This window comes from Streptomyces sp. NPDC041713 (genome assembly GCF_055591085.1).
The window spans coordinates 14,971-36,561 of sequence record NZ_JBVIZY010000004.1 but is presented as its reverse complement, the minus strand read 5'-3'; the positions used below and the strand labels follow the sequence as shown (position 1 = coordinate 36,561).

General features: G+C 71.2%; 22 protein-coding genes and 1 riboswitch. Of the genes, 11 read left to right on the top strand and 11 right to left on the bottom strand.

Translation table 11 applies throughout. From position 1 onward, the window contains the following. The first annotated feature begins 193 nt into the window (after window positions 1-193). The gene (locus ACZ6CV_RS13475) at window positions 194-1,717 is read left to right on the top strand and encodes a glycosyl hydrolase family 18 protein (RefSeq protein ID WP_469250944.1); all 1,524 of its coding nucleotides are present in this window, start codon (window positions 194-196) and stop codon (window positions 1,715-1,717) included. Window positions 1,718-1,788: 71 nt separating this feature from the next. Here ACZ6CV_RS13475 and nrdR read toward each other — a convergent pair whose 3' ends face one another. Together nrdR and metE are read right to left on the bottom strand one after the other, a co-directional pair. Further along, window positions 1,789-2,238, bottom strand: a complete 450-nt coding sequence (gene nrdR / locus ACZ6CV_RS13470; protein ID WP_469250943.1) for a transcriptional regulator NrdR — start codon at window positions 2,236-2,238, stop codon at window positions 1,789-1,791. A 195-nt stretch (window positions 2,239-2,433) separates the two neighbouring features. Then, on the bottom strand, window positions 2,434-4,752 hold the full coding sequence (gene metE, locus ACZ6CV_RS13465) for a 5-methyltetrahydropteroyltriglutamate--homocysteine S-methyltransferase (protein WP_469250942.1): 2,319 nt from the start codon (window positions 4,750-4,752) through the stop codon (window positions 2,434-2,436). A gap of 162 nt (window positions 4,753-4,914) precedes the next feature. Continuing rightward, a riboswitch (cobalamin riboswitch) is annotated at window positions 4,915-5,141 on the bottom strand. Window positions 5,142-5,290: 149 nt separating this feature from the next. On the opposite strand from metE, the gene ACZ6CV_RS13460 reads away from it, so the two are divergent. Next, window positions 5,291-5,851: an isochorismatase family protein gene (locus tag ACZ6CV_RS13460; protein WP_469250941.1), complete on the top strand. Its 561-nt coding sequence runs from the start codon at window positions 5,291-5,293 to the stop codon at window positions 5,849-5,851. 52 nt (window positions 5,852-5,903) lie between these two features. Here ACZ6CV_RS13460 and ACZ6CV_RS13455 read toward each other — a convergent pair whose 3' ends face one another. The 3 genes from ACZ6CV_RS13455 to ACZ6CV_RS13445 all read right to left on the bottom strand — a co-directional run bounded on the left by ACZ6CV_RS13455 (window position 5,904) and on the right by ACZ6CV_RS13445 (window position 7,808). Then, window positions 5,904-6,059, bottom strand: coding sequence for a hypothetical protein (locus ACZ6CV_RS13455; RefSeq protein ID WP_469250940.1), 156 nt, complete (start codon window positions 6,057-6,059; stop codon window positions 5,904-5,906). Between the two features lie 321 nt (window positions 6,060-6,380). Next, entirely contained in the window at window positions 6,381-6,833 is a 453-nt protein-coding gene (locus tag ACZ6CV_RS13450) for a nuclear transport factor 2 family protein (protein WP_469250939.1), read from the bottom strand. A 54-nt stretch (window positions 6,834-6,887) separates the two neighbouring features. Then, the gene (locus ACZ6CV_RS13445; protein ID WP_469250938.1) at window positions 6,888-7,808 is read right to left on the bottom strand and encodes a zinc-binding dehydrogenase; all 921 of its coding nucleotides are present in this window, start codon (window positions 7,806-7,808) and stop codon (window positions 6,888-6,890) included. Window positions 7,809-7,972: 164 nt separating this feature from the next. Here ACZ6CV_RS13445 and ACZ6CV_RS13440 point away from each other — a divergent pair, with 164 nt between their 5' ends. The 5 genes from ACZ6CV_RS13440 to ACZ6CV_RS13420 all read left to right on the top strand — a co-directional run bounded on the left by ACZ6CV_RS13440 (window position 7,973) and on the right by ACZ6CV_RS13420 (window position 13,020). Continuing rightward, complete coding sequence (locus tag ACZ6CV_RS13440; protein WP_469250937.1) at window positions 7,973-8,980, top strand: LysR family transcriptional regulator; 1,008 nt, start codon at window positions 7,973-7,975, stop codon at window positions 8,978-8,980. Window positions 8,981-9,021: 41 nt separating this feature from the next. Further along, window positions 9,022-10,023: an aldo/keto reductase gene (locus ACZ6CV_RS13435; protein ID WP_469250936.1), complete on the top strand. Its 1,002-nt coding sequence runs from the start codon at window positions 9,022-9,024 to the stop codon at window positions 10,021-10,023. Between the two features lie 153 nt (window positions 10,024-10,176). After that, window positions 10,177-10,404, top strand: coding sequence for a hypervirulence associated TUDOR domain-containing protein (locus ACZ6CV_RS13430; RefSeq protein ID WP_469250935.1), 228 nt, complete (start codon window positions 10,177-10,179; stop codon window positions 10,402-10,404). A 192-nt stretch (window positions 10,405-10,596) separates the two neighbouring features. Then, a complete protein-coding gene (locus ACZ6CV_RS13425) occupies window positions 10,597-11,646 on the top strand; it encodes a spore photoproduct lyase family protein (protein WP_469250934.1) in 1,050 nt (349 codons plus the stop codon). Window positions 11,647-11,790: 144 nt separating this feature from the next. Then, complete coding sequence (locus ACZ6CV_RS13420; protein ID WP_469251450.1) at window positions 11,791-13,020, top strand: amidohydrolase; 1,230 nt, start codon at window positions 11,791-11,793, stop codon at window positions 13,018-13,020. A 40-nt stretch (window positions 13,021-13,060) separates the two neighbouring features. Here the strand turns inward: ACZ6CV_RS13420 and ACZ6CV_RS13415 are convergent, their stop codons facing one another. Then, the gene (locus tag ACZ6CV_RS13415) at window positions 13,061-14,527 is read right to left on the bottom strand and encodes an aminotransferase class I/II-fold pyridoxal phosphate-dependent enzyme (protein WP_469250933.1); all 1,467 of its coding nucleotides are present in this window, start codon (window positions 14,525-14,527) and stop codon (window positions 13,061-13,063) included. A gap of 231 nt (window positions 14,528-14,758) precedes the next feature. Between ACZ6CV_RS13415 and ACZ6CV_RS13410 the strand changes: the two genes are divergently transcribed. Next, complete coding sequence (locus tag ACZ6CV_RS13410; protein WP_469250932.1) at window positions 14,759-15,856, top strand: carboxylate-amine ligase; 1,098 nt, start codon at window positions 14,759-14,761, stop codon at window positions 15,854-15,856. 124 nt (window positions 15,857-15,980) lie between these two features. Next, window positions 15,981-17,195, top strand: coding sequence for a cytochrome P450 (locus ACZ6CV_RS13405; RefSeq protein WP_469250931.1), 1,215 nt, complete (start codon window positions 15,981-15,983; stop codon window positions 17,193-17,195). A 16-nt stretch (window positions 17,196-17,211) separates the two neighbouring features. On the opposite strand, the gene ACZ6CV_RS13400 is transcribed toward ACZ6CV_RS13405, so the two are convergent. The 4 genes from ACZ6CV_RS13400 to ACZ6CV_RS13385 form a co-directional block, all read right to left on the bottom strand. Beyond that, the gene (locus ACZ6CV_RS13400) at window positions 17,212-17,466 is read right to left on the bottom strand and encodes a hypothetical protein (RefSeq protein WP_469250930.1); all 255 of its coding nucleotides are present in this window, start codon (window positions 17,464-17,466) and stop codon (window positions 17,212-17,214) included. Between the two features lie 100 nt (window positions 17,467-17,566). Beyond that, window positions 17,567-18,256 carry an HNH endonuclease family protein gene (locus tag ACZ6CV_RS13395; RefSeq protein ID WP_469250929.1) on the bottom strand — a complete coding sequence of 230 codons (690 nt, stop codon included), beginning with the start codon at window positions 18,254-18,256 and terminating at the stop codon, window positions 17,567-17,569. Window positions 18,257-18,407: 151 nt separating this feature from the next. Continuing rightward, the gene (locus ACZ6CV_RS13390; RefSeq protein ID WP_469250928.1) at window positions 18,408-18,836 is read right to left on the bottom strand and encodes a DUF5959 family protein; all 429 of its coding nucleotides are present in this window, start codon (window positions 18,834-18,836) and stop codon (window positions 18,408-18,410) included. Window positions 18,837-18,933: 97 nt separating this feature from the next. After that, window positions 18,934-19,302: a hypothetical protein gene (locus ACZ6CV_RS13385; RefSeq protein ID WP_469250927.1), complete on the bottom strand. Its 369-nt coding sequence runs from the start codon at window positions 19,300-19,302 to the stop codon at window positions 18,934-18,936. Between the two features lie 184 nt (window positions 19,303-19,486). Between ACZ6CV_RS13385 and ACZ6CV_RS13380 the strand changes: the two genes are divergently transcribed. Beyond that, window positions 19,487-20,644 (top strand): hypothetical protein, encoded by a 1,158-nt coding sequence (locus ACZ6CV_RS13380; protein WP_469250926.1) that lies wholly within the window; start codon window positions 19,487-19,489, stop codon window positions 20,642-20,644. On the opposite strand, the gene ACZ6CV_RS13375 is transcribed toward ACZ6CV_RS13380, so the two are convergent. Further along, window positions 20,625-20,996 (bottom strand): VOC family protein, encoded by a 372-nt coding sequence (locus ACZ6CV_RS13375; RefSeq protein ID WP_362361935.1) that lies wholly within the window; start codon window positions 20,994-20,996, stop codon window positions 20,625-20,627. The two genes, ACZ6CV_RS13380 and ACZ6CV_RS13375, sit on opposite strands and share 20 nt — an antisense overlap. A gap of 101 nt (window positions 20,997-21,097) precedes the next feature. Here ACZ6CV_RS13375 and ACZ6CV_RS13370 point away from each other — a divergent pair, with 101 nt between their 5' ends. Then, entirely contained in the window at window positions 21,098-21,559 is a 462-nt protein-coding gene (locus ACZ6CV_RS13370) for a MarR family winged helix-turn-helix transcriptional regulator (RefSeq protein WP_469250925.1), read from the top strand. Window positions 21,560-21,591 lie beyond the last annotated feature (32 nt).

Genomic DNA, 21,591 nt, shown 5'->3' with positions numbered 1-21,591 from the left:
GGGATGCCGGGCTGACCAGCACCCCCACGGCAGGGACCGCGACGCACCGCTGTCCGGGACCGGGAGAGCGCCCCGAATTGGTCTAGTCCTCACTTGGTTCAGACCATTGACATGCATCTGATCACAGGGCTATTCCGTTAGCACCTCCCGTGCGTCACAGCTGAGTTGACGCCGCCTCACCTCTTGGATGGCCATGAGACGTATGCGCTCCCTCCGTGCCACTCTCACTGCGGTGGCCACCGCAGTGGCCGCTCTCGGTCTCACCGCGGTCTCCGGCGCCCCCGCCCAGGCCGCGTCCCCGCTCCCCGCCCACGTCTTCGCCCCCTACTTCGAGTCATGGACCGGTGAGAGCCCCGCCGACCTCAGCGCCCAGTCCGGGGCCAAGCACCTGACGATGGCGTTCCTCCAGACCGCGACGAAGGGCTCCTGCACCGCCTACTGGAACGGCGACACCTCGCTGCCCGTCGCCCCCGCGTCCTTCGGCGCCGACATCAAGACGATCCAGGGGCGCGGCGGGGACGTCATCCCGTCCTTCGGCGGCTACACGGCGGACACCACAGGGACGGAGATCGCCGACAGCTGTACGGACGTCGACCAGATCGCCGCCGTCTACCAGAAGGTCGTCACGACCTACGACATCCCGCGGCTCGACATGGACATCGAGGTCGACGCCCTGGACAACACGGCCGGCATCGACCGGCGGAACAAGGCGATCAAGAAGGTCCAGGACTGGGCCGCCGCGAGCGGCCGCAAGCTGGAGATCTCGTACACCCTGCCGACGACGACCCGCGGCCCGGCGGCCAGCGGTCTCGCCGTGCTCAAGAACGCGGTGGCCAACGGCGCGCGGATCGACGTCGTGAACCTCATGACGTTCGACTACTACGACAACGCCTCGCACGACATGGCCGAGGACACCAAGACCGCCGCCCAGGGCCTCTACGACCAGCTCGCCAAGCTCTACCCGAGCAAGAGCCCCGCCCAGCTGTGGGGCATGATCGGCGTCACCGAGATGCCCGGCGTCGACGACTTCGGACCGGCCGAGACGTTCACGCTCGCCGACGCCCGCGAGGTGTACGACTGGGCGGGCGCCAAGGGGATCAACATGATCTCCTTCTGGGCGCTCCAGCGCGACAACGGCGGCTGCCCCGGCGGCGCCGCGGCCGACAACTGCTCCGGCATCGAGCAGAACACCTGGGACTTCTCCCGCATCTTCGCGCCGTTCACCAGCGGCGGCACCGCGCCGAGCGACGACTTCTCGCTGACGGCGGCCCCGGAGTCCGGCACGGTCAAGGCTGGCGCCTCCACCAGTGCGACGGTACGGACGTCCGTGACCGCGGGCAGTGCCCAGACCGTGAAACTCACCGTCAGCGGCGCGCCCGCCGGCGTCACCGCCTCCCTCAGCCCCACGTCGGTGACGGCCGGAGGAACCTCGACGCTCACCGTCGCCACGACCGCGGCAGCCGTCAACGGTACGTACAAACTGGTGGTGAGCGGCGCGAGCCCGTCCGCCGCGCACACGGCGACGTACACCCTGACGGTCACCGGCGGCAGCGGCAACCAGTGCACGGCGGCGCCGTGGGCCTCGGGCACGGTCTACACGGGCGGCCAGCAGGTGGCGCACAAGGGTCACACCTGGAAGGCGAAGTGGTGGACGACGGGCGAGGAGCCCGGCACGACCGGACAGTGGGGCGTCTGGCAGGACCTCGGCGCCTGCTGATCCTCGTCCCCGTGGCTGGGCGCGGGTAGTCCCCAGGGGCTATCCGCGCGGCCCGACCGAAACGGGAGACCCTAGCGGCACTTGGCCCGCAGATCGGCGATGGCGTCCTCGAAGTCGGCGAGCGACTCGAAGGCGCGGTACACGGAGGCGAACCGCATGTACGCCACCGGGTCCAGCTCGCTGAGCGGCTCCAGAACGGCCAACCCCACCTCGTGCGTGGACAGTTGGGCGCTGCCGGACGCCCGTACGTTCTCCTCCACCTGCTGGCCGAGTCGTTCGAGCATGTCCTCGGTGATGGGACGGCCCTGGCACGCCTTGCGGACGCTGCTGACGATCTTGGTGCGGCTGAACGGCTCGGTCACGCCGCTGCGTTTGACCACGAGCAGGGAGTAGGTCTCCACCGTGGTGAACCGTCGCTGGCAGTGCGTGCACTGCCGTCGGCGACGGATGGAGGTCCCGTCATCCGTCGACCGACTGTCGATGACGCGGCTGTCGGGGAGCCTGCAGAAGGGGCAGCACACCGTACGTGTCCTTTCCGATTCCCTCGGATGGTCAGGTTTCTTCCGGCGTCCGGCCGACCGTGAGCAGATATCCGATGATAACCGATCTGACCTGCCTCTTTACGCCAGTTCTACCGCACGCCTGATCCACCGCACCGCGCCACCGGGGCGCGGGGTCCGGCGCCCCGGTGACGCCCGACCCCGCGCCCGCGCGGATCACGAGCCGGACAGCTCCCCGCGGACCGTCCTGGCCGCCGCGACCATGTTCTCCAGAGCGGCGCGGGTCTCGGGCCAGCCGCGGGTCTTCAGGCCGCAGTCCGGGTTCACCCAGAGCCTGTCGGCGGGGATCGCCTCAAGTCCCGTACGCAGCAAGGCCGCTGCCTCCTCGGCGCTCGGTACACGCGGGGAGTGGATGTCGTACACGCCGGGTCCTGCCTCGCGCGGGTAGCCGTGAGCGGCGAGTTCGCGGGCGACCTGCATGTGGGAGCGGGCCGCCTCCAGGCTGATGACGTCGGCGTCGAGGTCGTCGATGGCCTGCACGATGTCGCCGAACTCCGCGTAGCACATGTGCGTGTGGATCTGCGTGTCCGGCCGCACCCCGCTGGTGCTGAGGCGGAAGGACTCGGTGGCCCATTCCAGGTAGGCGGGGTGGTCCGCGGCGCGCAGCGGGAGCGTCTCGCGCAGGGCGGGCTCGTCGACCTGGATGACCGAAGTCCCGGCCGCCTCCAAGTCGTTGACCTCGTCGCGCAGGGCGAGCCCGACCTGGCGGGCGGTGTCGCCGAACGGCTGGTCGTCGCGGACGAACGACCAGGCGAGCATGGTGACGGGGCCGGTGAGCATGCCCTTGACGGGCCGGCCGGTCAGCGACTGCGCGTACGTCGTCCAGCGGACCGTCATCGGCTCGGGCCGTGAGATGTCGCCGGCGAGGACCGGCGGTCGGACGTAACGGGTGCCGTACGACTGGACCCAGCCGTGCTGCGTGGCGAGGTAGCCGGTCAGCTGCTCGGCGAAGTACTGCACCATGTCGTTGCGTTCGGGCTCGCCGTGCACGAGGACGTCGATGCCCGCCTTCTCCTGGAAGGACAGGACCCCGCGGATCTCGTTCCTGATGCGCTCCTCGTATCCGTCCGTGTCGATCCGCCCGGCCCGCAGGTCCGCGCGGGCGGTGCGCAGTTCGGTGGTCTGCGGGAAGGAGCCGATGGTCGTCGTCGGAAGCAGCGGCAGACCGAGAGCGGCATGCTGGGCCGCCGCGCGCTCCGCGTGCGGCTGGGAGCGGCGGGTGTCGGCCTCGGTGACCGCGGCGGTGCGGGCGCGAACGGCCGGGTCGCGGGTGAGGGCGGAACCGGCGCGGGAGTCCAAGTCCGCGCGGTTGGCGGCGAGTTCGGTCGCGATGGCTTCGGTGCCCTGGGAGAGCCCGCGCGCCAGCAAGGAGATCTCCCGCGTCTTCTGGCGGGCGAAGGCAAGCCAGCGGGCGACCTGCGGATCGATGTCCCGCTCGGCGTCGGCGTCCAGCGGGACGTGCAGGAGCGAGCAGGACGCGGCGACGTCCACGCGGTCGGCGAGGCCGAGGAGCGTGCCCAGCGTGGCGAGGGACTTCTCCAGGTCGTTGATCCAGATGTTGCGGCCGTTGACGACGCCCGCGACCAGCCGCTTGCCCGACAACCCGCCGACGGAGGCGAGGTCGCCGAGGTTGGCGGCGGCCGTCTCGGTGAAGTCGAGGGCCAGACCGTCGACCGGCGCCTTGGCCAGGATGCCGAGCGCGTCACCGAGGCGCCCGAAGTACGAGGCGACCAACAGCTTGGGGCGGTCGGTGAGAGCTCCGAGGTCGCGGTAGGCGCGCTCGGCGGCGTTCAACTCGGCCCGTGTGCGGTCCTGGACCAGGGCGGGCTCGTCCAGCTGGACCCACTCGGCGCCCGCCGCGCGCAGGTCCGCGAGCACCTCGGCGTACACGGGCAGCAGCCGGTCGATGAGCGTCAGCGGGTCGAAGTCCGCGGCCACGCCCGGCGCAGGCTTGGCGAGCAGGAGGTACGTCACGGGGCCCACCAGGACGGGGCGTGCCGTGTGCCCGATCGCGAGGGCTTCCGTCAGCTCGGCGACCTGCTTGGCGGAGTCGGTCCGGAACACGGTGTCGGGGCCCAACTCGGGCACCAGATAGTGGTAGTTGGTGTCGAACCACTTCGTCATCTCCAGCGGCGCCACGTCCTGCGTGCCGCGCGCCATCGCGAAGTAGCCGTCGAGGGCGTCGGCCTGGACGGCTGCGCGGTGCCGCTCGGGGACAGCGCCGACCATGACACTGGTGTCGAGAACGTGGTCGTAGTACGAGAAGTCCCCGGTCGGCACCTCGTCGATGCCGGCGTCGGCCAACTGCCGCCAGTTGGCGCGGCGGAGGTCCGCCGCGGTCTCCCGGAGGGCGGCAGCGGTGACGCGGCCCTTCCAGTAACCCTCGACGGCCTTCTTCAGTTCCCGGTTCTGGCCCTGGCTGGGGTAGCCGTACACGGTGGCTCGTGCCGCCGCGGTCGCGGGCTGCGCTGTCACGGAACTCTCCTTCGCGAGATGTGTCCTGGTTCTCCCGGAGACCGGACATGGCGCGAAGGGACGACCGACCGGGCGGACCACGTCGCGGGCGGATGCCGCGCGTGCCGCTCGATATGTACGCCGACCCGCCCACGAGGTCACCGAAAGGGCCGCACGCGATCCGTCACGTGCGGGCAACGGGCAGGTCTTCGGACTCGCGGGCACGTCGCGTGTCGGCCGGACACGGGACACCTACTGGCCGTCGCTTCCCGGACCCGGTCGGGTCCAGTGCTGTTGACGGCGGTCGTTCCCACTCACCGCTGCGGGGCAGTCCCGGACTTACACCGGGTTCCCTCTTACGACGCATCCCGCCTGGCGGACGGGGCGAACCAGCTGCACCGCTCACCCTAGGCGCACGCAAACCGATCGCCCACCCCGGCCGGCAGGTCGGAATGTGAAGCGGGTCACGAGCGTGACAGCGGTGGGACCGGATCCGGTGTCAGTGGGCCGGGCTAGCGTGGGGAGCGATGAGCCCGGCGCGAGCGAACGAAGGTAGACCATGACCACATTGGAGAACCGGCCGAACACCGCACTCCTCGTCGTCGACGTGCAGCAGGACGTCGTCGAGGGGAGCCACCGGCGCGACGAGGTCGTCGCGAACATCTCCGGGCTCGTCGAGCGGGCGCGGCAGGAAGGGGTTCCGGTCGTCTGGGTGCAGCACTTCGACGAGGGACTCACGCGCGGGAGCGACGGCTGGCGGATCGTCCCTGAACTCACGCCCGAGGACGCCGAGCCGCTCGTCGAGAAGAGCTACGGCGACTCGTTCGAGGACACCACGCTGGAGGCCGTGCTGTCGCGGCTCGGGGTGGGGCGGCTCCTCGTCGCCGGCGCGGAGACCGACGCGTGCATCCGCTCGACGCTCCACGGCGCGTTCGTCAGGGGTTACGACGCGACGCTGGTCAGCGACGCGCATACGACGGTCGACAAGACCGCCTGGGGCGCGCCGACGCCGGACTTGGTCGTCGCGCACACGAACCTGTACTGGGCCCACCAGGCGGCGCCGGGACGGACGGCGGGGGCGGTCGAGACCAAGAACGTCGTCTTCGACAACGCCTCCTGACGAGCCGCGCCTCCCGACGCCCCGGTCGGCCTGAGCCCCACCCCGGCGCGGCTCAGTGACTGCCCACGAGACCCAGGCCGGGGCCGCCGGACAGCAGCGGGCGCAGGGCCGCCTGCGCCCGCTCGAAGTAGCCCGGCACCTTCGTCGCGCTCTGCGCGTACCGTGCCGGGAGCGGCGCGTCGAAGGCCGGCAAGGTCACGTTCTGCAAGACGGCGGACCTGGCCATCGACGCCCGGGACGCCGCTCCGGACGAGTCCACGGGCCGGATCGACATCACCATGATCAACCGGGGCTCGACCACCTGACATCGACGGCAGCGGCGACAGCCTCTCGCACCCGACCAACCTTCTGGTGACGCCCCCGAACGAGACCCACTCGGTGACCCTGAAGTGGCCCGAGGGCGCGGGAGCGATCAAGGGCGCCTACACCGACGTCGAGGTCTACCCCACGCACAACACGAACTAGTCGCGGTGTGGAGTCTCGGAGAACCCGGCATCCGTCGAGTGGGAGAACTCGACGCCGCGAAACGTCAGTTACCGGCAGGGAAGAGGACTGCCGCCACGTGCCGGGTGTCCGCGTATTCGATAACGGACGTGATCCGGCCGGCGTGGACCGTGTAGATCCCGATGCAGCGGTTGTCGTACGTGCCGCCGTGCACGGTCCGGGCCTTGGAGGTCCACTCGGCGACCACGCGGTCGCCCTCGGCGATCGTGCTGACCAACTCGACCTTCGTCGTGCCGGGCACGAGGATCGGCCCCATGCTGCCCAGGAAGTCGTTGATGATCGCGTCGCGGCCCCGCCACACCTTCGATATCGGCAGGTCCCCGCCCGGGTAGTGCCAGGTCGCGTCCTCGGCGAAACTCGCGAAGATGACGTCGGCGTCGCCGTCGCGGACGGCCTCGACGTAGCGGATGACGACGGCCCGTGGGTCGGTCGAGGCGGTGGGCTCGGTGATCTCGGTGGTTGCCGTGGTCTCGGTCATGGTGGGGCTCCTTCTGTGGTTTCTTGCCTTGCGGTTGCTGAATGTTTCGGCTGCTCAGGAAAGCGTAAGGACGGCCTTGCCCCGGATGCGGCGGTCCCGCAGGTCGGTGAGGGTGCTCGCGGTGTCGGCCCAGTCCGCGACGCGGCCGATCTCGGGGTGCAGGCGGCCTTCGGCGGTCAGCCGGACGAGAGCCGCCAGGTCGTCGCCGAGGCCGGTGTCGGCGTCGAGGTAGTGGAAGTGGCGGATGACGGCCGACTCGGGGCCGTTGAAGAAGTCGAAGAAGTCGAGCGTCACCGGGGTGCGGCTGGCCTGCCCGAACCAGATGAGCGTGCCCCGCTTCGCCAGCCGCGCGAGGGCGACGGGAAGGGCCTGACCGCCGGTCGACTCCAGCACGATGTCGTACGGTCCGCGTGCGTCGGCCGGCTGGTGGACGATTCGGGCCGCACCGAGTTCGGTGAGCCGGGCACCGCGCTCGGCGTCCCGGGTCACGGCGGTGACCTCTGCCCCTGCGGCGGCCGCGAGTTCGGTCACGTAATGGCCCACACCCCCGGACGCACCGGTCAGCAGCACCCGTCGTCCCAGCACGGGCCCGGCCGCGCGCAGCAGCCGCAGCGCGGTGAGCCCGGCGAGCGGCAGCGCCGCGCCGTCCGTCGCGGAGACGCTGTCCGGCAGCACCGCCAGGGCGCTGGTCGGCACCGCCGCGAACTCCGCCCAGCCGCCGCCCATGGGGTGGCCGACGACCCGTGCGATGCCGGTCGGCCCGCTCCCGTCGGCGGCCGGCTGGACCACGAGCCCGGCGATGTCCTTGCCGGGACGTTCCCCCGGAACCGGCGCCTCCAACTTGAAGGTCTCACCCCGGTTGACGGAGAAGGCCTCCACCCTCACCAGCGCCTCGTCGGGGCGCGGCGTGGGTTCGGGGACGTCGGCGAGAACGACCGGTTCGGCGGGGTCTCCGGTCGGTACGAGAGCCTTCATTTCTCTGCCTCCTTGGCGGCGTCGGTGCCGACGTCGGTGTCGCGTAGGCGACGGTGCCGGTGTCGGTCTGTTGCTTGAGACCACTTCACCGGAGGAGGCATCGGCCGGGCCAACAACGACAGCGGCCGGTCGACAACGTGTGGTTGTCGTATATGGTCAGCCGCATGGACCTTGACCTCGCCCTGGTCCGTGCGTTCGTCGCGACCGCCGAGACGCTGCACTTCGGGCGCGCCGCCGAACAGCTCAACACCAGCCAGCAGGCGCTGTCGAAGCGCGTCGCGCGCCTTGAATCGCTGCTCGGCGTCGGCCTGTTCGAGCGTGAGGGCGGCACGCGGTTGACCGAGGCCGGTGAGCGGTTCGAGCCGGCCGCGCGTGAGGTCCTCGCCGCGGGCACGCGCGCGATCGCGGCCGCGCTGGGCGCCGGACCGACCGTACGGATCGACGTGTGGGGCCATCTCTACGCGCCGATGCGCACCGTCGCGCAGGTGGTGGAGACGCTCGACGGGGTGCGCCTGGAGCCGGGACCGGCACGTGACTGGCCGTCGGCCGCGCAGGCGCTGTCGCGGGGTGACGCGGATCTGGGTTTCGGCCGGGTGCACCCGCTCCCCGGGGGCCGCGACGCCGGCCTCGCTCAGCGGCTCGTTCGCCTGGAGCCCGTCGACGTGGTGGTGAGCGCGTCCCACCCGCTGGCCGACGCGGACGAACTCCGCCCGACCGATCTGCGCGACAGCACCCTGTGGTGCCCGGCCGAGCTGTCCCGCCTCGACTTCCTGCAGCGTTTCGCGGACGAGTTCGGGCTCACGAGGCGCCAGGACGGCCCCAACCTCGGCCTCGACCACCTCGTCCAGCACATTCGCGGCGACGCGACGTGCTTCACGCTGTTTCCCAGCGACGCGCCGCTTCCCGACCACACGGAGCTGCGCTCGATCCCGCTCACCGCACCGACCCCGCTGTACGCGTGGTCACTCGCCTGGCGCGAGTCCCACCGCCACCCACAACTCGACGCCCTGCTGCGCGGGTTCACCGAAGTGGGCCGCACCCGGCGCTGGTTGGACTACGTGCCGAAGCGGGACTGGCTTCCCGAAACGGACCACGTGAAACTCGCGGGCCTGGTGGGCGGGCAAGGTGACATGGTCGATCCGTGCCGCGCAGACGCCGAGCTCACGAACTGAGCAGACGCCAAGCTCACGAACTGACAGGAGAGGCCCGTCGGATGAAGGTCCGGAAACTGGGGCGCACAGGCCCCGACGTGTCGCCCATCGGTCTCGGCTGCATGGGGATGTCGGTCGCCTACGGAGTGCCCGACGACGACGAGTCGTTCCGTACGCTCGATCTCGCCGTCGAACTCGGAGTCCCGCTTCTCGACACCGCGGACGCCTATGGTCGCGGCGCCAACGAAGAGCTCCTGGGACGCTGGCTCCGGGAGCGTCCCGGGCACCGGGACCACGTGTTGCTGTCAACCAAGTTCGGGCTCCGCCACAACCCCGACACCGGCCGGGTGGACGAGGTCGACACCTCGGCCGCGTATGCGCGCACCGCCTGCCACGCCTCACTGCGCCGCCTCGGCGTGGACCATGTCGACCTGTTCTCCGTGCACCGCCGCGACCCCGCGGTGCCCATCGAGGAGACGATGGGCGCCCTCGCCGACCTGGTGCGGGAGGGCAAGGTCCGGCACGTCGGGCTCAGCGAGGTCAGCCCCGACACCCTGCGCAGGGCCCACGCCGTGCACCCCGTCAGCGCCGTACAACTCGAGTACTCGCTCTTCACCCGTGACGTCGTCGAGGGCGAGATGCTCGCAGTCTGCCGGGAGCTCGGCGTCGCCGTCGTCGCGTACTCTCCGCTCGGCAGGGCAATGCTCACCGGCAGCGTCTCGTCCCACGCGGACCTGGTCGAGAACGACAACCGCAGGCGCTGGCCGCGGTTCTCGGAGGAGAACCTGCCGCACAATCTCGCGCTGGTGGACGCCGTACGGCGGGTGGCCGACCAGATCGGCTGCACCCCCGCCCAAGCCGCACTCGCCTGGCTGCTCGCCCAGGGCGACGACATCGTGCCCATTCCCGGCACGAAACGCCGGAAGTACCTGACCGAGAACGTCGCGGCCGCCGAGATCGTGCTGACGCCGGACCAGAGAGACCTGCTGCGTGACGCGGTTCCCGACGGGGCGGTGGCGGGGGAGCGTTACCCGGTCCAGGCGCTCAATCGTCTCGGCCGGTAAGGGCCCGCACGGGCGTGGCCGCCGCCACGTCCGTCCCAGGGCCCCCGAGGGACACCGGGGGCCGAACCACGACACGCATCCGCTCGTGCACGGCGGCGCCCAACCGGCACCCTCCGAGTCGCGGCAGGGCGCGCGGGCGCTTAGACCGGACGTATGAGCAAGGACAAGAAGTTCAAGAAGGGCGATCGCGTCTCCTGGAAGAGCCACGGTCAGACCGTGCCGGGGGAGGTGAAGAAGAAGATCACCGACCGTACGGAGGCCGCCGGGCGCACGGTCGACGCCTCCGCGGACGAACCGCAGTACGAAGTGGAGAGCGAGAAATCCGGCCGCAGTGCCGTCCACAAGCCGCAGGCCCTGCGCAAGGAGGATCATGGCTCCTGAGGCACGGCAGGTGACGACAGACGACGGGAACGGTACGTGGACCGGTCAGCGGCGGGATCCGACCCCGTAGGGCTCGAGCAACAAGCACTCTTCGGGTGGGCGGACACCGCCCCGGCGAGCTCCGCCGCAGCGAGCCCCGTCCCGGCGAGCTCCTCCCCGGGCGCCTTTCGGAACAGCCCCCAGGCGCGCCGCATGCTCGATGTGCGCGAGGTCTACGCCGAGCCCGCGGCCCTGGACTCACCGCGCGGCCAGCAGATCCTGGCCCGGCTGCCGGGCGTGCGCGTGATCGAGGTGGACAGTCACTGGCGTATCCCCTCCCTGCACGGCAACGACGGCAACGTCGAGCGGTGGGTCCGCGTCAAGACCGAGACGCTCGTGCTCGGGGTCAAGCACCAGCTCGTGACGCGGCCCAACGGGCGGTCCGCCGACTGGATCGCCCCGGGGCCGTCCAACGGATGCGCGATGGCCTGCGCCTACTGCTACGTGCCGCGCCGCAAGGGGTACGCGAACCCCATCACCCTGTTCACCAACATCGAGGCGATCGTCGCCCACGTCCGGCGCCATGTGCGGGCCCAGGGGCCGAAGCCGGAACCCAACCAGTGCGACCCCCACGCGTGGGTCTACGACATCGGCGAGAACGGCGACTGCTCCGTCGACGCCCTGGTCAGCGACAACACGGCGGATCTCGTCGCCGCGTTCCGCGGGATGCCGACGGCGAAGGCGTCGTTCGCCACCAAGTTCGTCAACCCCGACCTGCTCGCCCTCGACCCCCGTGGCCGTACCCGCGTGCGTTTCTCCGTCATGCCGTCCGCCGACGCCCGGCTCCTCGACATCCGCACCAGCCCGGTACCCGAGCGGATCGCCGCGGCCGCCGACTTCCTCGACGCCGGTTACGAGGTCCACTTCAACCTCTCGCCCGTCGTCCTGCGCCCGGGGTGGGAGCGGGACTGGGCCGAACTGCTCACTCACCTCGACGACGTACTGCCCGCCCGGGTGAAGGAACAGGCGGCGGCCGAGGTCATCATGCTGACGCACAACCAGGCACTCCACGAGGTGAACCTGGGATGGCACCCGCGCGCCGAGGACGCGCTGTGGCGGCCGGACATCCAGGAGACGAAACGCTCGCAGAACGGCGCCCTCAACGTGCGCTACGCCCTTGAGGTCAAGCAACAGTCCCTGACCCGGCTTCGCCGCCTGCTCGCGGAGCACGCGCCCTGGCTGCGGGTCAGGTACGCCTTCTGACCGGCCGGGGCCGCTGACCGGCCAAGGCTCTGCTGGTCGGCCCAAGCCCTCGTGAATTGGTCCCCGTGATCCGTGGAACACGTGCCGTGTCGACGCGCGGCGCCCGCGCGCGGCACCCGGCGAGGAGGTCACGTGACAGACGGCATGGAATCCGTGTACGCCCGCATCGAGCAGGAGGTCGCCGCCCGAGCCGACCGGCTCTGGGACGTGAGCCTCGCCCTGCACCGCGAACCGGAGACCGCCTACGAGGAGCACCGCGCGTCCGCGCTCCTGGCGGGAGAGCTCGAACGGGAGGGCTTCCGGGTGGAGCGCGGCGTGGCCGGACTGCCGACCGCGTTCACCGCTCGTACGGGGTTCACTGCCCGTACGGGGTGCGCGGCTCGTACGGGAAACGGCGTCGGGCCCGGCGAAGTGCCCAGCGTCGCGCTGCTGTTGGAGTACGACGCGCTGCCGCAGCTCGGGCACGCCTGCGGCCACAACCTGATCGCGGCGGCCGGACTCGGCGCCGCGCTGGCCGCGCGCGCCGCACTCGGCGAGATCGCCGGGTCCTTGCTGGCCGTCGGCACACCCGCGGAGGAGAGCGGCGGCGGCAAGGTCACGGAGGTGGCGGCGGGGCTCTTCGACGGGGTGGACGCGGCACTCATGTTCCATCCGGGCGTGCACGACTGGACGTGGGCGCCCCTGACGGCGAGCGCGCAGGTCAAGGTCGGTTTCCACGGGCGGGCCGCGCATCCGACGGGCAACCCGACGGAGGGGATCGACGCACTGGGAGCGCTGATCCAGCTCTTCAACACGCTCGGCGTCCTGGACCGGCGGCTGCCCTCCGGCTCGCACATCCAGGGGATCGTGACCGAGGGCGGCCGGGCCACGAACATCGTCCCCGACTACGCGGAAGGCCTGTTCGGACTCCGTGGGAAAACCACGTCCGCGCTGACGGAACTCGTGGACGAACTGCGTTCGTGCGCACAGGGCGTGGCGCTCGCGACCGGCACCCAGGCCGACGTCACCGACGTGGGCGGCCGATACGAACACTTCCGGGCCAACGACGTCCTGTCCGGGCTGTTCGCGCGGCACCTCCAAGCCGCGGGCATCACTCTGACGGAGCCCGAGCCGGGCATCTACCTGGGGTCGTCGGACATCGGGAACGTCAGCACCCGGCTGCCCGCGATCCATCCGTTCCTCGCCATCATGAGCCCGGACGGATCCGACCACACCCCCGAGTTCGCGCGAGCCGCCGCCGGCCCACGCGGGCGGCAGGTCATGTTGGCGGCGGCGCGTGCGCTGGCCTGCACGGCGGCCGACGTCCTGCTCAAGCCGGACGTGCCGACACGTGCCTGGGCGGCCTTCCGGGAGAAGGCGGCAGCCGGGCTGTGACCTCGTGGCCGCACCGGCGCCCCCGGCGGCACCGCCTTCCTCACTCCTCCACGGACACCCGGACCGTCTGCACCGTGGTGTCGGCCGCGTCCGGCACGACCATGCCGGCCTCGATCCCGCTCCGCAGGTACCGCAGGACCGCCGAGTCGAGCCGCTCGCCGGGCAGCGCGGCGGGGATGCCGGGCGGGTACGGGGTGAGCATCTCGGCGCTGACCCGGCCCACCGCCTTGTCCAGCGGCACCTGCTCGACCCGTCCGAAGAAGGCGTCACGCGGCAGCATGACCTGCTCCAGACGGAGCTCGGGCGGATCGGGCACCTCGACCGGCGTCGCGGGCCGCAGCTCGTCCGCGTGGGCGGCGACATCGCGCAGCGCGGCGAGCAGGGCGTCGGTGCTGCGGCTGTCGTCGGCGTGCGTGAGCTGCGCGCTGGTGCGTCGGTGATCGGAGAGGTGCAGATTGATCCGGTGGTGTTCGCGGATCCAGTCGCCGATCCGGTAGCCGGTCGTGCCCAGGCCGGTGATGTCCACGATGATCTGGAGCGGGTCGAGGTCGGCGGCCCGGTCGGGACCGCAGAAGTCCTCGCGGCCGTGCACGTGCATGCCCTCGATCTCGCCGATCCGCTCGCGTACCCGCCCGGCCAGGGCGAGCGTGTCGTCGTAGAGGCGGCGGCCGTGCTCCACCATCTGCCGACGCCAGCCGTCCAGTGCCGCGTAGACGAGGACGGACGGGCTGGTGGTGCCCAGCAGATCCGCGCGGTTCTTGAGCACCGCGGGTTCGATCAGGTCGCCCTGGAGATGGAAGACGGAGCTCTGTTCGAGACCGGAGCCCATCTTGTGCACGGAGGTGACGCAGACGTCCGCGCCCGCGTCCATGGCCCAGGTGGGCAGGTCGGGGTGGAAGGGCAGATGCGCGCCCCAGGCCTCGTCGACGATGAGCGGTACGCCGTGCCGGTGGCAGGTCTCGGCGATGGCGGCGAGGTCGGAGCAGGTTCCGTACGGGGTCGGCGTCGTGGCCAGGGCGCCGCGCGCGTCCGGGTGCTCGGCGAAGGCCGCGCGGAAGGCCTCGGCGGACGGCGGATGGGCGAGATGCCGCTCCGGGTCCCACTGGGGCTCCACCCAGACCGGCACGATGCCGGCCAGGACCAGGCCGGAGACCACGGACTTATGGGCGTCGCGGCCCACGAGCAGCTTCTCGTGCGGCCCGGCCACGGACAACATGGCGGCCTTCACGGAGAGGGAGCTGCCGCAGGTCGAGAAGAAGGTGTGGTCCGCCCCGACGGCGTCGGCCATCAGCTCCTGTGCCTTGGCGAGAACCCCCTTGGACTCCACCCGGTCGTCCAGGCCGCTGGTGGCGAGTACGTCGGAGTGGAACACGGCGTCACCCAGGATCGCGCGCACGCGGGGGTCGGCTCCGCGCCCCTGCTTGTGACCGGGCGGCGTGAACGGAGTCTGGTTCTCGGAGTGGTACGCGGCCAGCGCGTCGAGCACGGGTACCTGTGAGTGGTCCATGGCACTGCGGTTTCCCCGAAGAATCGGGGCAAAAACCGCACCGACCGGCTCGGTGCGGCGCGTGACGGACGGGCGGCTCGGCGCGTCGTGGGCGCCCGGCCCGGCGGATTACGGTCACGCGGTGTGGCCGGACACCGTGTTGCGGGGGCCGTGACCGGTGACGGACGATGAGGCCGTCCGGCTTACCGATCTGCCCGATTCATCACCTTTCACCGGGGTACCAGAGGCGACATGATCACCATTGGGGTCGAGGAAGAGTACTTGCTGCTCGATCCGGACACCTGCTTGCCGGTGCCGGTGGGGGAGCGGGTCCGTGCCGCCGCCGGGCTGGGGCCCATCGCGGAGGACGGCGAGGTGCAGCCGGAGCTGCTGCAGGCCCAGGTCGAGGTCGCCACGCCCGTCTGCACCGATCTGGACGAGGTCGGCGGCCACCTGCTGCGCCTGCGGCACGCGGTCGGCACGGCGGCGGAGAAGTTCGGCTGCCGGATCGCCGCCTGCGGGGTGGCACCGTTCCGGGCGGCGTCGCCCGTGCCGGTGACGCGCGTCGCCCGTTATCTCGCCCTGCGGACCCACGCCCCGCAGCTCGTGGACGAGAACCTCGTCAACGGCATGCACGTACACGCCGCCGTGCCGGACAGGGAGACGGGCGTGGAGGTCCTCAACCGGATCCGCGTCTGGCTCCCTGCCCTCGTCGCCATGTCCGCGAACTCACCCCTGTGGGACGGCAACGACACCGGGTTCGCGAGCTGGCGCACGGTGGTCTTCGGCCGCTGGCCGGTCAGCGGCCCACCGCCGCACTTCGCGTCGCTCGCCGACCACGACAGCCGCGTCCGTACGCTCCTGGACACCGGCAGCATCACCGACGTCGGCCAGCTGTACTGGCAGGCGAGGCTCTCCGAGCGGTACCCGACGATCGAGGTGCGGTGCGCCGACGTCCAGCTGCGCGCGGACGCGGCGGTCATGTTCGCCGGACTCGTCCGCGCGCTGACCGCCACCGCACTGCGGGAGCTGAAGGCGGGCACCCCCGCGCCGCAGTGCCCGCCCGAACTGCTCCAGGCAGCCAACTGGCACGCGGCACGGCACGGGCTCAGCGGCCTCCTCGTCGACCCGGCGGGCCGGGCGCGCCGGGCCGGTGACGTGCTCTGCATGCTGCTCGACCACCTCGCTCCCGCCTTGCAGGAGGCGGGCGACACCCGCGAGGTGACGGCGCTGGTGCACCGGCTGCTGCAGGAGGGCACCCCCGCAGACCGGCAGCGCCGCGCCCTGGCCGAGGGCGGCCCGCCGGCCCTCGCGGAGCTGCTCGCGGGGGAGACGGCCGCTTCGTCGTGAGGCTTGTCGCGAAGGCCCGCGGAGGCGCGTGTTCATCCATTCGGCGGCCGTCTGCTCGCACAGCCGGGGCGGCCCACGTCGGATGGGTCCATCCGCGTCGATCCACCGCGAACGGAGACCGTACGTGTTCGACAGCACCTTGGCGCTGATGGTCCAGGGCTACGCGTGGCTGCCCGACCGGCGACGCAGGAGCGGCGGCCGACCGGTGGCCTGCCGGCTGCTGGGCAAGAGGGCGCTGGCGATCCACGGCCCCGAAGCGGTGCGGTTCTTCTACGACGAGAGCCACATCGAACGCCGCGGCGCGCTGCCGGGGCCGCTGCTCGACACCCTCTTCGGGCGCGGGGCCGTGCACACCCTCGACGGCCGGGAACACCGGGTGCGCAAGGACCTGTTCATGTCCCTGCTCAAGGACCGCGATGGCCTCAGCTCCCTCGTGGACCACCTCGAAGTGCAGTGGGACCTCGCCCGTCAGCGGTGGTCCGGGCGTGGCCGGCTGGTGCTCTTCGACGAAGTGAGCCTGATCCTCACCCGCGCCGTGTGCGCCTGGTCCGGCATCTCGCTCAGCGACCGCGAGGCCGAGGAGACGGCCGGCGACCTCGTGGCCATGGTCGACGGCTTCGCCTCGGCGGGCCCCCGCCACCTGCGGGCGCGCCGGGCCCGCGGCCGGCAGGAGGCGCGACTCGCCCGTCACGTGGAGCACGTCCGGAGCGAGGTGGAAGAGGCGCCCGAGGGTTCGGTGCTTGCGGCGGTGGTCGCCCACCGCGATGCCGACGGGACCCTGCTCGACGCTCGTACCGCCGCGGTCGAGGTCCTGAACGTGATCCGCCCGACGGTCGCCGTCACGTGGTTCTTCACCTTCGCCGCGCATGCCCTGCACCGCTGGCCCGAGCACCGCGCGCCTCTCGCCGAGGGCGACGCGGCGTATGCGCGCGCCTTCGCCCACGAGGTCCGCCGCTTCTACCCCTTCGCGCCCTTCATCGGCGGGCTCGCCGCGCGCGACCTGCGCTGGGACGGCCACGACATCCCGGCAGGCGGCATGGTCCTGCTCGACCTCTACGGCCACAACCACGACCCGCAGCTCTGGAACGATCCCTACACCTTCGACCCGAGCCGGTTCCTGGGCCGTGAGCCGGGCCGCGACGAACTGGTGCCACAGGGTGGCGGCGACCCGTCGACCAACCATCGCTGTCCCGGCGAGGACGTCGTGCTGCGGATCCTCGAAACCCTCGTCCCGCGGCTGGCCGCGCTCCGCTACGACGTGCCCGAGCAGAACCTCGACATCCCCCTGCGGCGCGTCCCGACGGCCCCGCGCAGCGGATTCGTGCTGACGCCCCGGTGAGCTCCGCGATATGGCATCACACGGGGTGGGGGTCATCGGGGCGGATCAGGGCTCGTGCCAGGTGGTCGCGGCTCTTCGCGTCATCGGCCGCGTACTGGCGTATGAGCCCACAGTCCCCGCAGGCCAGTGTCGTGAGGAGGACACGCTTGCGCGAGTAGGTGTCCCTGAGCATCACCCAGATCGCGCCGCCCTGATGCTGGTTCACTTCGACGGGGAAGACTTCCGCGGAGCCGCATTCGGGGCACTGACCCGACTTCATACCGGAGTTCATCGCCACACCCTCTCAGCAAGTCCCGGTGGGAGTCATGGTGAGGGAAGGCTCGGCAGGGTCGTGCTGATGCGCGGTGACGATCTCGTCTTGCCGCGCGGCCTCAGGACGCGCCCGTCGCCGCCCCCACCGCCCTTACGTCGTCGATCTGTTGGTGGCCGCATCCCTCGGCGAGTTCCCGCAGTGCGGCGATCTCGGCGCGGTCGGCGGACAGTTCCCAGCGGAGTTTGGTGGAGATCCAGTCGGCCGCGTAGGTGCAGTGCGCGTCGGCGAGCGGCGGCAGCCACTCGGCCGGGTCCTGATCGGCCTTGCTGCGCTTGGCCTTCGCCGTGACCGCGACGAGGCTGCGCTCCGCGTCCAGGTCGTTGGCGTAGTCCTCGCGCCGTTCGCCGCTCCACGCCCACGCCCCTGAGTCCCACGCCTCCGCCAGCGGAACCATGTGATCGATGTCGAGGCTGTGCGGTTCGGTGACGGTCTTCCCGTCGTAGTACGAGAACCAACTGCCGCCGGTGACCTGGCAGGCCCCCTCGATGACCGGATCGGTCCTGGCCTCGGAGATCAGCACCTCGGCGCGGGTGGAGCACCCGTCGTGATCGTCGTCCACCCAGTGCTTGAAGGCGCTGCGGACATAGCCGTCGCGGGACTCCTCGGCGACCGGCAGCCGACTGATCGCCACGGCCAGACTCACTTGCCGAGGCTGGGGCACGGCCGGTGTGGCGTGGGCGGCTGGGGCGGCGTGGGAGAGGAGAGCGAAGGTAGCGGCGGCGAGGGCCCGCGCGGGGATGGTGAACATGGGAGCAGTGCTACCGGCTCCGCGAGGCGAGCGACGGATACATGAGGGTGGCGTCACCCGCAGGGTGGGATAGGTCGTACTGGAGCAACGACTCGCCGGCGGCGTGCATGCGCCCTCATCTGCTGACGGTGACTTGTCTCCCCAAGTCGAGCTACGCCGACAGCATCGGAACCCAGTGGTCCATCACCCGGCGCAGACGTCGGAGGTGATCTGCGATCCAGCCGTTCGGCGGGTCGATCGGGACCCGCACGGTCACCATGGACGAGGAGTCGTCCTTCACGACCACCTCCGGGCAGTCATGTTCGCCCGTGAGCTGGATGGAGATGGACGGGCCTCGGCTCATCTTCATCCAGGCCACGTCTTCGCCCGCGTCAAGCCGGTCCAGCGCGTCGGCCCAGCACTCCAGCCTCGCGACGAACAGGCCCAAGTCGATGCGACCGGACACGAAGGGTGTCGGGACGCCGATCTCCGCCCTGAGGCCGGCGGCCCAGCTGGGATCAAGTCCGAGAACGTTGACCGAGACGCTGTTGCCCTCGTCGTCAGCGAGTGAGATGAGCTCCCTCGGGGGACAGGCGCTCACGGCTGCCTTTCGTCGGAGAGGAGGGTGTGGGCAGCCGGAGCCGGAGCCGGAGCCCGCGCACGTGAGTCCAAGAGCCTCCGTCCGGCGGCGGCAGTTTCTACAACGAGCGGAACCAGCTCAGCAGTTCCACGGCGGCGGGGCTCTCCGGGGCGAAGGTCTGGCCCCGTTGTTCGGCGGGGAGGTCCGGTCCCCAGATGCGGGCGCCGTGACAGCGGAAGCAGAAGGCGATCTCGAAGAGCAGGTGGGCCGAGTCGTGGGCCCGGATTCCCCAGCCGGGCAAGAAGCAGCGGTACATCTCGCTGCCGGGCAGGTCGGCGATCAGGGACAGCGCACGCTGCGCCTCGTCGCCATCCCAGATGGCGGCCGTCTCACCGGACAGGTCCTCCGAAACGATGTGCCTGGAGGGATCGGTGATGCGGACGACCTCGATCAGCTCGGTCCTCTTGTGCGTACGCGGCAGCAGCATGCCGCCAGACTTCCTGATCGTCCTCGGCCGCACGGAGGCGGACCTGCCGGGGTTGCCGCTGCCTCGGTCGACGTGAGGGCGGGGGGCGGCTCGCTCGGGGGCGTCACCCGGGCACTCCCGGCGGCTGCTGGCGGGCGCCACCCGCCTGCTCCCGGCGGACGCCGCCTCACTAAGGTGCGGTCGTATGACCGAGTCCGCGCTGGAGATTCTGCGTACCCGCCCCGACCTGGCGGAACTCGCCGCGTTCCCCTTCAACTTCGACCTCGACAGGGCGTACCACGTCGAAGAGGTGCACCTGGCGTCCGGTGCCTCGTTGGAGGCGATCGCCGGGGACGACACGGGCGGCACCTACTTCCTGTGCGGGGGAACAGCGGTGCTCCACGCGTCCTCGGACGGTGCCGCCTCGCTCGTCGCCGGCAGTGTGGAGGAGGCGCTCGAAATCCTCATCCGGCTCCCCTGGTGGTGCGAGGAGGTCTCCGCGGGCATGACCGAGGAAGAGCTGCGCGCGGCGGCCCGGAAGGGCGACGAGGAGGCGCGCTCGGAGTTCGCCCCCGATCTGGAAGCCCAACGGGCCGCGCTGCTGCACGGGTTGGGCCTGCCCGACCGTCCCCTCACCGAACTCGTCGCCCTCGACGAGGCGGCCACCGCGAACACCGAGCCGGACCATCTCCTGCTCAACTCCGCCGAGTTGTGCGCCTACCAGCTGGAGGAGCCCTACCGTCAACCCCTGCGCGACATCGTGCTCGGGCCGGGGCGGACGGCCCTCGAACAGGCACGTTCCTGTGCTCCGGACGCGTGGGAGCCGATCGCCGAAGACGTCGTGCTGTGCGAGGGCGTGCTGCGGGCGGCGGAGGAGGACCGGCAGGCCCGCGATCTGCCCCTGCTCCGTTTCCTGCTGGAGCGGGCCTGCGCCGACGTCGCGCGGTGGCCGGAGGGGCGCCGGCTGGCCTCCGTGCTGGTGGCGGCGTACGGCCAGGAGGCGGACGTCCCCCTCCTCAGGGAGGCCACCGACGGACAGGTCACCGAAAGCACGCGAGCCGTGGAATGGGCCCGAGCGGAGGCGGCGGAACCGGACGAGTTCACCTGGATCGAGCTGGCCCGCCGACAGGGCCGGACCGAGAACGCGCGGGTCGCCCTCATCCGCATGCTGGACGACACGGGCCCGCAGGCGGACCGGCTGCGGAAACTGAGCCGCGCCCTGGAACGCCTCGGCGACCACGCCCAGGCCGCCCGCGCCCAGTCCAACCTGGTCTCGCTCCAGGACACGGACCGGGACCGGGCCGCCGAGGCGGACATCCTCGCCCGGCTCGTGTCTCGCTCGGTCAGCCGCCGTGCGCGGTGAGCGTGTAGCCCTCCGGGCCCTCGAAGGAGAACTTCGGTCCGAAGGGGCTGTCCGCCATGGGTTCGACGATCTTGACGCCGGCGGCGACGAGTTGGTCGTGGAGCTGATGGGCGTCCGTCGTCCGGAACCAGAGCACCACTCCGAGCCCCGGCTGCGCGGCGTCGGTGAGGTTGACGCCGGGTAGGGGCGCGCGGACGGCGAACGGGGTCGGCTTGGTGTCGAACACGACCGCGTGCGGCGGGGACACCGCGGCTCGGCGCAGGCCCAGGTGCTGCTCGCAGAAGGCCGCTGCGGCCTCCACGTCGTGGACCTGCAGGGCGACGAAGTCGGGACCGTCGATGGCGACAGACATGTGCGTTTCCCTCATCTTGGGCGTCAGCGCGGTTCCCCGCGCGATGTCAGGACTTTGACATTGAGGTTAGGGTGCGGGGATGCCTATGTCAAAATGCTGACATGAACGAGAGTGTGCCGACGGAGCCCTTCCGCCCAGCGGACGACGTCACCCATCACGTGGGCTACCTGCTCAAACGCGCCCAGGCCGCCCTGCGCGGCGCGATGGACAAGGTCCTGCGCGAGTACGGGCTGACCGTGCCGCAGTACGCCACCCTCGAACTCCTGGCGCTGCATCCCGGCATGTCCAACGCCGACATCGCCCGCGCGACCTTCGTCACCCGGCAGTCCGGGAACGTCGTCCTGCGGGGTCTCCAGGAGGCAGGGTTGATCGCCCGCCCCGCCACCGCCGACCAGGGCAGGGCCCTGCCCGCCCGCCTCACCGAAGAGGGCCGGTCGCGCCTCGCCGCGGTCCAGGCCGCCGTGTACGCCGTCGAGGAGCGCATGGTCGCGGGGATGGAGCCGCGGCGCATCACGTCGCTCCTCGCTGATCTCGACCACATCGCGTCGGCCCTGGAGGGCTGATCCGGACACCGCCGCCCCTGCGCATATGGGGC